Source organism: Mitsuaria sp. PDC51, from assembly GCF_900113225.1.
Taxonomy (GTDB): Bacteria; Pseudomonadota; Gammaproteobacteria; order Burkholderiales; family Burkholderiaceae_C; genus Roseateles.
In genome coordinates this window covers 501,170-513,775 of sequence record NZ_FOZE01000001.1, presented here as the reverse complement: position 1 = coordinate 513,775, position 12,606 = coordinate 501,170, and the positions used below count along the sequence as shown (strand labels likewise).

Below are 12,606 nucleotides of genomic sequence, written 5' to 3'. Positions count from 1 at the left end.
GATGGGGCGGGATTCTACTCGGGCGCCTCGCGCGGGCGCTTTCGTGCTTGGAGAGGCCCGGCTTGCGAGGGCCGGGCCGGCGCGGTCGTCGCGACGGTTCAGTGGCGGATCTTGTAGCCGCGGCGCAGCAGCTCCAGCGCGACGGCGGCCACCGCGGCGAAGGCGATCGCCACGACGCCCAGGCTCACCCACGGCGAGGCGTCGCTGACGCCGAAGAAGCCGTGGCGGAAGCCGTCGATCATGTAGAAGAACGGGTTCAGGTGGCTGACGCCCTGCCAGAACGCGGGCAGCGAATGCACCGAATAGAACACGCCCGACAGGAAGGTCATCGGCATCACGATGAAGTTCTGGAAGGCGGCCATCTGGTCGAACTTCTCCGCCCACAGGCCGGCGATCAGGCCGAGCGAGCCCATCAGCCCCGCGCCCAGGATCGCGAAGGCCAGCACCCACAGCGGCTTGGCCATGCCCGGCGGCGCGAACCACACGGTGGCGACGAACACGCCCGCGCCGACCATCAGCCCGCGGATCACCGACGCGCCGACGTAGGCCAGGAACCAGGCCCAGTGCGACAGCGGCGTGACCAGCAGGAACACCAGGTTGCCGGTGATCTTGCTCTGGATCAGCGAGGAGCTGCTGTTGGCGAAGGCGTTCTGCAGCACGCTCATCATCACCAGGCCCGGGATCAGGAAGCTGGTGTAGCCCACGGTGCCGTAGACCTTGACGTGGTCCTCCAGCACGTGGCCGAAGACCAGCAGGTAGAGCACCGCGGTCAGCACCGGCGCGCCCACGGTCTGGAAGCCGACCTTCCAGAAGCGCAGCACCTCCTTGTAGAAGAGCGGACGGGCGCCCTCGAGGCGGATCGGGAAATGGCTGGCGCTCATGCGCGGCCCCCTTGCATGATTTCCAGGAAGACGTCCTCGAGGTCGGCGCGGCCGATCTCCAGGTCCTCGATGGGCACGGCGGCCTGGCGCAAGGTGGCCAGGGTCTGCTCGACCTCGGCCGCGTCGTGCGCGGTGAGCTGGACGATGCGGCCGGTGACGCGGGCGCGCTCGGCCAGCGCCAGCGGCAGCGCGGAGTCGGTCTTGAACTGCAGCATGGTCGAGGCAGTGCCGGCGAGCAGCTCGGAGGTGCGGTTCAGCGCGACGATCCGGCCCTGCTTGAGCATCGCGATGCGGTGGCACAGCGCCTCGGCCTCCTCGAGGTAATGCGTCGTGAGCAGGACGGTGTGGCCCTCGCGGTTCAGGCGCGCGATGAACTGCCACAGCGTCTGGCGCAGCTCGACGTCGACGCCGGCGGTGGGCTCGTCCAGCACGATGACCGGCGGGCGGTGCACGAGCGCCTGCGCCACCAGCACGCGACGCTTCATGCCGCCGGAGAGCTGGCGCATGTTGTTGTGGGCCTTGTCGGCCAGGCCGAGGTTGAGCAGCAGCTCGTCGATCCAGTCGTCGTTGTGGCGCACGCCGAAGTAGCCGGACTGGATGCGCAGCGTCTCGCGCACGCTGAAGAACGGGTCGAAGACCAGTTCCTGCGGCACGATGCCCAGCTTCTTGCGGGCGTTGGCGTAGTCGTCCACGACGTCATGGCCCAGCACCGACACCTGCCCGCCGCTGGCGCGCGACAGGCCGGCCAGGATGCTGATCAGGCTGGTCTTGCCGGCGCCGTTGGGGCCGAGCAGGCCGAAGAACTCGCCGGGCTGGATGTCGAAGCTGACGCCGTCCAGCGCGCGGAACTGGCCGGCCCGGTAGGTCTTGCTGACGTTGCTGAATCGCAGGGCGGGCGGACCGCCGGCCGGCGCGGGCATGGCGGCCGGCTGTTGTTGGGGACTTGCGGGCATGGGCGCGGATTGTAGGGAGCGGGGCCGTCCCGTGCCCGCCTGGGGTCATGACAGAATGCGCCCACCTCCCCCCACCACGCCCACGGGCCCATGGCCACCAAGAAGCCGCGCCGCACCGCCGAACGCATCCTCGAAGTCACGCTGGACCTCTTCAATCGCTTCGGCGAGCCGAACGTCTCGACCACGCTGATTTCGGCGGAGCTCGGCATCTCGCCCGGCAACCTGTACTACCACTACCCGGCCAAGGACGAGTTGATCAACGCGCTGTTCAACCGCTACGACAAGTCGCTGTCGGAGCTGCTGGGCGCGGTGGGCAATGTGCGGAACGTGGAGGATGCCTGGCTGTTCTTCCACATGCTGTTCGAGCTGATCTGGCAGCACCGCTTCCTGTACCGCGACCTCAACGACCTGCTGTCCAAGAACCGCAAGCTGGAGACGCACTTCCAGCATGTGCTGGAGCAGAAGACGCAGGCGATGGTGGGCCTGCTGGGCGGGCTGCAGGCCAGCGGCGCGCTGACCATGCAGGTGCGCGAGGCCGTGCCCACCGCCAACGCGATGGTGGTGCTGCTGAGCTACTGGCTGAGCTATGAATACGTGCGCGATCCGCGCAACGCGCTGGAGCCCGACCGCGCCGGCGAGGCGCTGATGCGCGGCGCCTTCCACGTGCTGGGGCTGCTGCTGCCCTACCTGGAGCCGACCTCGCGGGACCACCTGTTCCAGCTGGCGGGCAAGTACCAGGCGCCCGCGGACGGCACGGCCTGACCCCCGGGAGCCGCCCTAGCGCTTCGGCGGACTAGCATCCGGTCCCGCGGCGGGCCTCCGAGGAAACCCTGGCATCGTGCGCGGCCAGCCCCCCCTGGTCGCGGTTGGCGTCGAAAAACGACACCCTATAAATTAGGGATATCGCATTCAACGACCTCTAGGGACCGACTCCATGACGCGCATCCTGATCTCCGCCGCCCTGCTGGCCCTGGCCGCCCCGATGGCGCATGCCGCCGCCGCCTCTGCCGAGAATGCCGACGCCAAGGCCCTGCGCGCCGAGTGCGCCAGCCAGCACGCGGTGCGCTTCGAGCAGCCGGCCGCCGCCAACGAGTACCGCTTCGTCTACAACCGCGGCGAGTACCGCGGCGAGGCCACTTCCGGTCAGCCGGTCGCCTGCGCCCAGACGCAGTACGCCGAGTACCTGGCCAGCGCCGACCCGGTCAAGGTGATGTCCGCCTACCCGACCGCCGCCGGCCGTCCGCAGCCGGCGAAGAAGGCCGCCAAATAAGGCGTCCTGCCCCAGCGACGAACGCCGCCCCCGGGCGGCGTTCTGCATGGCGCGGACGGCGGGCCGGCGCTCAGTCCTTCGTCTCCCACGGGAGCATCAGCGCCAGCGTGAGCAGGTGCTGGAACTCGGGCTCGAAGTGGGCCACGATGGCCTGCGGATCGGGGCACAGCCCGGCGTCGGCGATGAGGCCGAACTGCACTTGGCCGGCGTAGGTCAGGATGCTGATGCCCAGGCTCATGTCGCCGGCCTGCGGCGCCCAGAACATGACGCGCTCGACCGCCGAGTCGCACAGCCGCAGCGTCTGCGCCGGGCCCGGCACGTGGGTCATCAGCGCCGTCGCCTTGCGCGACAGGGTCTTGAGCATCGCCCGCTGCGCCGCCTTCTCCACCGTGCCGGAGGTCGCCATCAGCCCCAGCGACAGCGCCGGCTGCAGGCTGTTCTTGAGCGCCTGCGTCTGCGCGTGCACCGCGTAGAGCCGCTTGACCGGATTCGTGATGCCCACCGGCATCGGCAGCGGCACCATGCCGAAGCGGTTGCCCAGTTGCCAGGCCGTCTCCAGCGGCCGCAGGTTGACCGGCACCAGCGCGCGGATCTCCTGGCCCTCGGTGTCGTCGCCGTGGCCGCGCAGGTAGAGCCCGATCGCGCCGGCGACGCAGCTCAGCAGCACGTCGTTCACCGACACGTTCATCGACTTGCCCACCGCCTTGACGGCGTCCAGCGCCAGAGGCGCGCCCCAGGCCACCCGCTTGGCGCGGCCGGCCTTGCCCTTGAGGCGGGTCTTGGCGTCATCGGGCGCCTCGGTCAGCGCCGCCGCGTCCTCCAGCACCTGGCGGCCGAGCCGCTCGGCCGGCGAGGCGGCCGCGGCGCCCGAGCGGTCCGAGCCGGCGCGTTCCTGGATCTCGCGCACCGTCCAGGCATGGATCGGTTTGACCATCGCGTCGGCGAGCCATTCGGGCTCGGCGTCCTCGGCGCTCGCGACCGAGCCGGCCTTCGCCTTCGCCGCCTTCGCCGCCTTCCCCGCCGGGGTCTTCTTCGGTGCCGCCGCCTGCGCCGGCGGCACCGCGCCGCCATCGGTGATCGACAGCAGCACCGCGATCAGCGCGATGCCGTCGGCGATGCAGTGATGCACGCGCGCGATCAGCGCGCTGCTGCCGTCGTAATGCTCGATCAGGTGCAGCTGCCACAGCGGCCGCGACGGATCGAGCGGCTCGGCGGCCAGCTCGGCCAGGCGGTCCTGCAGCGCGCCTTCCAGCGGTCGGCCGCGGCGGCGCGGCAGCGTCTCGGGCACCACGTGGCGGGCGATGTCGACCTCGGCGTCCTCCACCCACCAGGCGCTGTCGCCGGTTTCGACGACGCGCTGCCGGAAGCGCGGGAAGCGCAGCAGCCGCTCGGCGACGCGGCGACGCAGGTCCTCGAGCGCGATGGTCGGCTTCAGCAGCAGCACCCCGTGGATGACCATGCGGTTGGCCTCGGTGTCCAGGCGCAGCCAGGCGGTGTCGACCTTGGACATCGGCTCCGCGTCACGCGGGAGGCCGGCAGGCTTCGCGGCCCTCGCGGACGACGCCGACCGCGCGGGCGGTGCGGCCGTCTTCGACGGCGTGGACTTGGCGCTCCGGCGGGAGGGCGACGGGCGCGACGCGGCGGAAGTGGGCAATGCGGTCTCCTGGCGGAAGGGGTTCTGGCGGCGGGCGATGCGCTCCCGATGATGCGTCATCTAGAGAGGCGGCCCCAGTCCGCGCCGGGAGGTGGGCTGGGTAACATCGCGGCCGTCCGTCCCGATTGTCGCCAACGGGACGCCCTGCTCATCGCCATGGGAGACACACATGAGCCTCAAGGACCAGTTCGACGCGGCCGTCGCCGATTCCAAGACCCTGCCCGAGCGGCCGGACAACCAGACCCTGCTGAAGCTGTACGCGCTGTTCAAGCAGGCCACCGCCGGCGATGTCGAGGGCGATCGCCCCGGCATGACGGACTTCGTCAACCGCGCCAAGTGGGACGCCTGGAAGACGCTGGAAGGCAAGACCAGCGACGAGGCGATGCAGGACTACATCGACCTGGTCGAAGGCCTGAAGTAAGCAGCCTCGCAAGCGGCTCTCCAAGCGGCTTCGGCCTCAGCGGGACAGCGCCGCCCGGCGCTCGTCCTTGGGCAGCTTGGCCAGTCGCTGGACTTCCGCGTAGAAGCGCGGCCAGTCCCCGTCCAGGCGCTCGAACAACCGGAGGAAGTCCGGCACCAGGTCCGTGTAGCTGCCCTGGATCGCCAGCGCCGGCGTGTTCAGGCCCGAGACCCAGCGATCGAAGCGCGTGTCGCCGCCCCAGCGGTCCCGCTTCATCGCCTCGTAGTCGGCGCGCAGCCGCGCGAAGGCCGCGGCCTTGCCGGCGCGCTTCTCGTCGTCGCTGGCGGCGCTGCGGAAGACCTCGCGCAACTGCTCGCGTGTCGCCTTGAGCAGCGCCTGGACCTCGTCCTGCCGGCTGCGCGACTGCTCGTCCACCCGCAATGCGTCCGGACGGTCCTTCAGCCAGCGCGCGACGCCGATCTGCTCGACCGCGGTCGCGAAGCTCTCGTTGAAGGTGGTGTCGTCATTCGCGTAGGCCACCTGGTGCGCGAGCTCGTGGAAGATCATCCGCGCGAGCTGCCCCTCCGGATACCGGATGAAGGTGTTGAGCAGCGGATCGCCGCCCAGCCAGTTGCTCCAGCCCAGCGAGGAATAGGCCGGCACGCCGTACACATAGGGCTCGTAGCCGTCCTGGCGCAGCTGCTGCGCGAGCGCGCGCGCGGCCTGCGGATCGAAGTAGCCGCGGTAGCCGGCGCAGCCCATGATCGGGTAGCACCAGGTCTTCAGCTGCAGGCTCAGCTCCGGCGTCGCGACGACGTTCCACACCGCGGCGCCGCGCTTGAGGTCGGCGTAGCGGCGGTAGCTGTCGTTGTCCGGCAGCTTCAGCTCCGACGACGCATAGGCGCGCAGCGCCTGCGACAGCACCAGCTGCTGGCGGACTTCCGGATCCAGGTCGGGCTGCGCGAGCCAGTCGTCGACCGGCTTGGCCGCGCGCACCAGCGACAGATGGCCCGACAGCGACTGCCCGTAATAGGACAGCTGCGCGCAACCGCCCAGCGCGAACAGCGCCAGCAGCAGCGGCGCGAGGCACAGCGCCTTCAGTCCGCGAGGGATCCGCGTCGCGATCGGCGTCGTGATCCGCGTCGTCATCGGCGTCGCCGTCCGTGCGCGGCGCTCAGGCCGCGGCGACCTCGACCAGGCAGTCGTAGAAGCACGGCGCGCGGCCCATGTCGGTGAGCCGCTGGTGCGTCACCTCGTTGACATTGCGGCCGTCGGCGCCGAGCTTGCGCCACCAGATGCCCAGTCCGTGCACGACGCCCTCGCGCGCGCGGGCGCTGACGTCCAGCCGGCAGGCATAGCTGCCGCGGTCGTTGAAGACCCGCACCAGCTGTCCATCGGCCAGGCCGCGCGCGGCGGCGTCACCGGCGCTCATCTCGAGCACCTGCTCGCCTTCGATGTCGCGCAGGCTCTTCACGTTCACGAAGGTGCTGTTCAGGTGGTTGCGCGCCGGCGGCGAGATCATCGCCAGCGGATACCGCGCCGCCAGCGCCGGCGCGCTGGACCGGCTCTCGTAGTTGGCCACGTAGTCCGCGCCGCGCGCATCGGCCTTGCCGCTGGCCGACGGGAAGCCGCCCTCGGCGAACGGCGCCTCCTTGAGCGGCAGCTTGAACCAGCCGCGCTCGCGCAGCTGGGCCAGGTCGATGTCGTCGCGGAAGGCCTGGCGCAGCAGCGCCTCGTCGTCATCGTGGAAGGCGGGCTCGTCGAAGCCCATCGCCGCGGCGAGCTCGCGGAAGATCCGCGTGTTGGACCGCGACTCGCCCAGCGGCGCGACCGCCGGCTCGTTGACCAGCACGTCGGTGTGGCCGTAGCTGGTGTGGATGTCCAGGTGCTCGAGCTGCGTGGTCGCCGGCAGCACGTAGTCGGCCAGGTCGGCGGTGTCGGTCAGGAAGTGTTCCAGCACCACGGTGAACAGGTCGGGCCGCTGGAAGCCCGCCACCACCTTCGGCGACTCCGGCGCCACCGCCACCGGGTTGCTGTTGTAGACGACCAGCGCCTCGATCCGCGGCCCGAAGTCGGGCGAGGCCTCGCGCAGCAGGTCGTCGCCGATGGTGCTCATGTTGATCGTGCGGGAGGGCCGGCCGGCGCGCAGCTCGGGACGCTCCAGCGCCGGGTTCTTGAAGGGCGCGAACCAGCCCGAGCTCGACAGCAGCAGCCCGCCCGCGCGATGGCGCCAGGCGCCGGTCAGGCAGGGCAGCAGCGCGATCAGGCGCACCGCGTTGCCGCCGCCGCGCACGCGCTGCATGCCGTAGTTCAGCCGGATCGCCGCCGGCGCCAGCGTCGCGTAGTCGCGCGCCAGGCCGCGCACCTCGTCCGCGCTCAGGCCGCATTCGGCGGCCGTGCGCTCGGGGGGCCAGGCCAGCGCCTTGGCCCGCAGTTCGTCCCAGCCGTCGACATGCCGGGCGATGTAGTCGTGGTCCAGCCAGTCCTGGGCGATCAGCTCGTGCATCAGGCCCAGCGCCAGCGCGCCGTCGGTGCCGGGCAGCAGCGCCAGATGCTGGTGGCACTTGTCCGCGGTCTCGGTCTTGCGCGGGTCGATGCAGACCAGCTTCGCGCCCTCGCGCTTGGCCTGGTTGGCGAAGGTCCAGAAATGCAGGTTGGAGGCGATCGAGTTGCTGCCCCAGATGAGGATCAGCTTCGATTCGGCGAAGTGCGGCAGGTGCATGCCGACCTTGTGGCCGTAGGTCGCGGCCAGCGCCGCGCCGCCGGCCGAAGCGCAGATGGTGCGGTCCAGGCAGGACGCGCCCAGCCGGTTGAAGAAGCGACCCGCCATGGCCTCGCCCTGCAGCAGGCCCATGGTGCCGGCATAGCTGTAGGGCAGGATGGCCTGCGGGTCGCGCGCCGCGATCGCCTTCAGGCGGCCGGCGATCTCGGCGATCGCCTGGTCCCAGCCGATGCGCTCGAAGCGCGGCGGCTCGTGCTTGGCGTTGACGCGCTTGAGCGGGTGCAGCACGCGCTCCGCGTGGTAGGTCCGCTCCGGGTAGCGCGACACCTTGGTGCACAGCGCGCCGTGGGTGCTGGGATGGTCCGGCTGGCCCTGCACCTTGACGACCTTGCCGTCCTCGACGGTGATGCGCAGGGCGCAGGTGTCGGGGCAGTCGTGCGGGCAGGCGCCCTTCACCACCCGCGACGGCGGTGCGGGCGTCCGGGCGAGGGCCGGATCGTCGTGGTGATGGGCCGGTGGCGGAAGATTCACGGTCGGTTCTTGGAGAGCGGGCGAGGAACGTCAACTATTGCACAGGCGCCACACGCTTTCGCTTTCTTACCGAACATGGTGACGACGCTTGGCGCACGAACCGCTAAGCTCGCTTGTTGGGGGCCGAAATAGGTCGTGTCGAGCCTCCTGGCGTCAGTCGCTCAGGCAGGCGCCACAACATCTATCGCACCCCCTGGGAGCCTCTCTTGGATCGCCGCCAACTCCTCGCCTCCGCCAGCGCCCTGGGCGCGCTCGCCACCCTGCCCATCCCGACGGCCGTCCGCGCGCAAGGCAAACGCCTCGTGCTGGGCCAGTCGGCGCCGCTGACGGGCGCGGCCTCGCAGCTGGGCCTGCAGATGCAGGCCGGCGCGAAACTCTTCTTCGACGCGCAGAACGCCGCCGGCGGCATCAACGGCACCCTGATCGAGCTGCGCACGCTGGACGACGGCTACGAGCCGGACCGCTGCAAGGCCAACACCGAGAAGCTGATCGCCGACGACGTCTTCGCGCTGTTCGGCTATGTCGGCACGCCGACCTCGCTGGCCGCGCTGCCGCTGGTCAACCAGGCCAAGATCCCGTTCGTGGCGCCCTTCACCGGCGCCGAGGCGCTGCGCGATCCGTTCAGCCCCTGGGTCTATCACGTGCGCGCCTCGTATTACGACGAGACCGCCCTGATCGTGAAGCAGCTGGCCCACCTGGGCCTGATGCGGATCTCCGTCTTCCACCAGAACGACGCCTACGGCAAGGCCGGCCTGGACGGCGTGCTGCGCGCGATGAAGCCGCTGTCGATCCAGCCGCTGGCCACCTCCACCGTCGAGCGCAACAGCGTCGACGTCGCCAAGGCGGTCAAGGACCTGGTGCAGAACGGCGCGCCACCCGAGGCCATCGTCATGATCAGCGCCTACAAGAGCTGCGCCGCCTTCATCCGCGCCGCGCGCAAGGCCGGCTACGGCGGCGTGTTCTACAACGTCTCCTTCGTCGGCACCCAGGCGCTGCTGGAGGAACTGGGCAAGGACGCGATGGGCGTGGTGGTCAGCCAGGTCATGCCTTACCCGTTCGGCACGCAGGTCGGCGTGGTCCACGAATACCAGCAGGCCGCCACCAAGGCCGGCCAGAAGTTCAACTACACCGCCATCGAGGGCTACATCGGCGCCAAGGTCATCAGCGAGGGCATCCGCCGCGCGACCCGCCCGACCCGCGAGGGCCTGGTCGCCGGGCTGGACAGCCTGCAGAACTACAACCTCGGCGGCTTCAACGTGAACTTCCGGCCCAACAAGCATGTCGGCTCGAGCTTCGTCGAGATGACCCTGCTGACCAGCGACGGACGCGTGAAGCGTTGATCCGGCCTTGATCCGGCAGTGACGCGGCGCTGATCGCCCGGACGGGCGCGGCGGCGTCGGGCACCTTCGCGGTGCGGCGGGTACACTGGCCCGACACAGCGGCGCCGCCCTGAGCGGCGCCGCCGTCTTTCTGGCTCGCGGCAAGCCCGACGCGCTGTCGCGATGACATCGGAGTGCCCGCCCATGAAGCTGATCGAACCCATCCTGGCCGACGCGCCGGCCATCGCCAAGCTGCGACGAGACCTGCACGCGCATCCTGAACTCTGCTTCCATGAAGACCGCACCTCGGACGTGGTCGCGAAAGCGCTGACCGACTGGGGCATCGAGGTCCACCGCGGCCTGGGCAAGACCGGCGTGGTCGGCATCATCCCGGGCCGCGACGGCGGCAGGAGCGGCCGCACGCTGGGCCTGCGCGCCGACATCGACGCGCTGCCCATCACCGAGCACAACACCTTCGCGCACGCGAGCAAGCATCCCGGCAAGATGCATGCGTGCGGCCATGACGGCCACACCGCGATGCTGCTGGCCGCGGCCAAGCACCTGGCCGCGCATCGCGACTTCGACGGCACCGTCTATGTCGTCTTCCAGCCCGCCGAGGAGGGCGGCGGCGGCGCCCGCGAGATGATCAAGGACGGCCTGTTCCGCAAGTTCCCGATGGAGGCCATGTTCGGCGTCCACAACTGGCCGGGCATGGCCGCCGGGCAGTTCGCGCTCAAGACCGGACCGGTCTTCGCCTCGAGCAACGAATTCAAGATCGTGATCAAGGGCAAGGGCGCGCACGGCGCGATGCCGCACCTGGGCACCGACCCGGTGGTCGTGGCCGCGCACCTGGTGCAGGCCTTCCAGACCATCATCACCCGCAACAAGCGGCCGATCGACGCGGGCGTGATCTCGGTGACGATGATCCACGCCGGCGAGGCGACCAACGTGATCCCCGAGCGCTGCGAGCTGCAGGGCACGGTGCGGACCTTCACGCTGGAGACGCTGGACCTGATCGAGCGCCGCATGCGGCAACTGACCGAGGCCACGGGCACCGCCTTCGAGGTCGAGTGCGAGTTCGGCTTCCACCGCAACTACCCGCCGACGATCAACCACCCGGCCGAGACCGAATTCGCCCGCGGCGTGCTGACCGAGATGCTGGGCGCGGCCAACGTGCAGGAGTTCGAGCCCACCATGGGCGCCGAGGACTTCAGCTACTACCTGCAGGAAGTGCCGGGCTGCTACTTCCTGATCGGCAACGGCGACGGCAGCCACCGCGAGGGCGGCCACGGCCTGGGGCCCTGCATGCTGCACAACCCGAGCTACGACTTCAACGACGAGCTGATCCCGCTGGGCGGCTCGATGTGGGTCCGACTGGTCGACGCCTGGTTCAAGCGGCCGCGCCCGGCCCTGGCCTGAGGGCAGCCGCCGCCCTCCGCGCCCCGCCCTCTTCTTCGACTCCAGCCCCACGCCCGATGACCGCCCCGATCGCGCCCGACCAAGAGAAGACCGTCCGCGAGGACACCCAGCGCTGGCTGCAGCGGGCCGTGATCGGCCTGAACCTGTGCCCGTTCGCCAAGAGCGTGGAGGTCAACCAGCGGCTGCGCACCGTGGTCAGCGCGGCGCACACGCCGGAGGAACTGCTCAAGGACCTGGCGCGCGAGCTGCTGGCGCTCAACCGCGCCGATCCGGAGGAGACGGAGACGACGCTGCTGGTCCATCCGTGGGTGCTCAACGACTTCCTGGACTTCAACGACTTCCTGGGCGCGGCCGACGCGCTGGTCGAGGACCTGGACCTGGACGGCGTGCTGCAGGTCGCCAGCTTCCACCCCGACTACCAGTTCGAGGGCACCGACGCGGACGACGTCGACAACTTCAGCAACCGCTCGCCCTACCCGACGCTGCACCTGCTGCGCGAGGAGAGCATCGAGCGGGCCGTCGAGACCATGCCGGACACCGACGCGATCTACGAGGCCAACATCGACACGCTGCGGCGCATCGGCCGCAAGGGCTGGGACGCGCTGGACCTCGAGGCCAAGCTGCCGCTGGCCCAGCGCACCACGCGCGAGGACTGACCGGTCGAGTGGCGAGGCGCCGCGCCGCCTTGCTCCCTCTCCCGCTTGCGGGAGAGGGGCGGGGGTGAGGGCTGCGATCGTGGCACGTCCGATGTCCTGATTTGACCGCGACTGGTCCTGCGACGGCGCGACGCCGCGCACCTGCGCCGGCACGATGGCGTCCATCACCCACTGCTCGATGGAGCCCTCGATGACCGCCGCCACCGCCTTCCGCCCCGACGCCGACACCGCCGTCCTGCTGATCGACGTCCAGGAATCCTTCCGCCACCGCCCCTACTGGGACCCGGCCGGCTTCGAGCCCTACATGGCCCGCACCAGCGCGCTGCTGACCGGCGCCGCCGCGCGCGGCCTGCCGATCGTGCGCATCCTCCACACCGACGGCCCGGCCACGCCGGACAACCCCTTCTCGCTCGTCAGCGGCCATGTGCGTCCAATGGCCGAGCTGGCCAACGTGCCCATCGCCGCCGAGTTCCTCAAGCGCCGCCACAGCGCGCTGGCCGGCACCGGCCTGTCGATCTGGCTGACCGAGCACGGCATCCGCCGCCTGATCGTCGCGGGCATCCGCACCGAGCAGTGCTGCGAGACGACGACGCGCCACGCCAGCGACGAGGGCTGGACCGTCGACTACGTGACCGAGGCGACGCTCACCTTCCCCATCCGGCATGCCAGCGGCGTGGTCGTCGGCGTGGACGAGCTCAAGCTGCGCACCGAGGTGGCGCTGCAGGACCGGTTCGCGCAGATCGTCGACGTCGAGGCGGCGCTCGATCGCGCCACCCAGCGCAGCGCCGTCGCGGCCTGATG

Annotated in this window: 12 protein-coding genes; 7 read left to right on the top strand and 5 right to left on the bottom strand. The window is 70.4% G+C overall.

Annotated features, from left to right (window positions below):
* Nucleotides 1-98: 98 nt before the first annotated feature.
* Both BM393_RS02285 and BM393_RS02280 read right to left on the bottom strand, forming a co-directional pair.
* A complete protein-coding gene (locus BM393_RS02285; protein WP_091721209.1) occupies nt 99-881 on the bottom strand; it encodes an ABC transporter permease in 783 nt (260 codons plus the stop codon).
* The gene (locus BM393_RS02280) at nt 878-1,834 is read right to left on the bottom strand and encodes an ABC transporter ATP-binding protein (protein ID WP_254783175.1); all 957 of its coding nucleotides are present in this window, start codon (nt 1,832-1,834) and stop codon (nt 878-880) included. The genes BM393_RS02285 and BM393_RS02280 overlap by 4 nt, the downstream gene beginning before the upstream one ends.
* A 90-nt stretch (nt 1,835-1,924) precedes the next feature.
* On the opposite strand from BM393_RS02280, the gene BM393_RS02275 reads away from it, so the two are divergent.
* Together BM393_RS02275 and BM393_RS02270 are read left to right on the top strand one after the other, a co-directional pair.
* Entirely contained in the window at nt 1,925-2,596 is a 672-nt protein-coding gene (locus BM393_RS02275) for a TetR/AcrR family transcriptional regulator (RefSeq protein ID WP_091721202.1), read from the top strand.
* 172 nt (nt 2,597-2,768) lie between these two features.
* Nucleotides 2,769-3,104 (top strand): hypothetical protein, encoded by a 336-nt coding sequence (locus BM393_RS02270; RefSeq protein WP_091721197.1) that lies wholly within the window; start codon nt 2,769-2,771, stop codon nt 3,102-3,104.
* Between the two features lie 70 nt (nt 3,105-3,174).
* Here the strand turns inward: BM393_RS02270 and BM393_RS02265 are convergent, their stop codons facing one another.
* Nucleotides 3,175-4,614, bottom strand: coding sequence for a wax ester/triacylglycerol synthase family O-acyltransferase (locus tag BM393_RS02265; RefSeq protein WP_091721191.1), 1,440 nt, complete (start codon nt 4,612-4,614; stop codon nt 3,175-3,177).
* Nucleotides 4,615-4,927: 313 nt separating this feature from the next.
* On the opposite strand from BM393_RS02265, the gene BM393_RS02260 reads away from it, so the two are divergent.
* A complete protein-coding gene (locus tag BM393_RS02260; RefSeq protein ID WP_091721188.1) occupies nt 4,928-5,179 on the top strand; it encodes an acyl-CoA-binding protein in 252 nt (83 codons plus the stop codon).
* A 36-nt stretch (nt 5,180-5,215) separates the two neighbouring features.
* Here BM393_RS02260 and BM393_RS02255 read toward each other — a convergent pair whose 3' ends face one another.
* Complete coding sequence (locus BM393_RS02255; protein ID WP_091721184.1) at nt 5,216-6,307, bottom strand: aminopeptidase; 1,092 nt, start codon at nt 6,305-6,307, stop codon at nt 5,216-5,218.
* Nucleotides 6,308-6,332: 25 nt separating this feature from the next.
* The gene (locus BM393_RS02250) at nt 6,333-8,339 is read right to left on the bottom strand and encodes a molybdopterin-dependent oxidoreductase (RefSeq protein ID WP_254783378.1); all 2,007 of its coding nucleotides are present in this window, start codon (nt 8,337-8,339) and stop codon (nt 6,333-6,335) included.
* Between the two features lie 278 nt (nt 8,340-8,617).
* Here BM393_RS02250 and BM393_RS02245 point away from each other — a divergent pair, with 278 nt between their 5' ends.
* The 4 genes from BM393_RS02245 (at nt 8,618) to BM393_RS02230 (ending at nt 12,604) form a co-directional block, all read left to right on the top strand.
* On the top strand, nt 8,618-9,751 hold the full coding sequence (locus BM393_RS02245) for an ABC transporter substrate-binding protein (protein ID WP_091721178.1): 1,134 nt from the start codon (nt 8,618-8,620) through the stop codon (nt 9,749-9,751).
* A 183-nt stretch (nt 9,752-9,934) separates the two neighbouring features.
* A complete protein-coding gene (locus BM393_RS02240) occupies nt 9,935-11,149 on the top strand; it encodes a M20 aminoacylase family protein (protein ID WP_091721175.1) in 1,215 nt (404 codons plus the stop codon).
* A gap of 56 nt (nt 11,150-11,205) precedes the next feature.
* On the top strand, nt 11,206-11,805 hold the full coding sequence (locus BM393_RS02235) for a DUF1415 domain-containing protein (RefSeq protein ID WP_091721170.1): 600 nt from the start codon (nt 11,206-11,208) through the stop codon (nt 11,803-11,805).
* Nucleotides 11,806-11,995: 190 nt separating this feature from the next.
* Nucleotides 11,996-12,604, top strand: coding sequence for a cysteine hydrolase family protein (locus BM393_RS02230; RefSeq protein ID WP_091721165.1), 609 nt, complete (start codon nt 11,996-11,998; stop codon nt 12,602-12,604).
* Nucleotides 12,605-12,606: the final 2 nt, after the last annotated feature.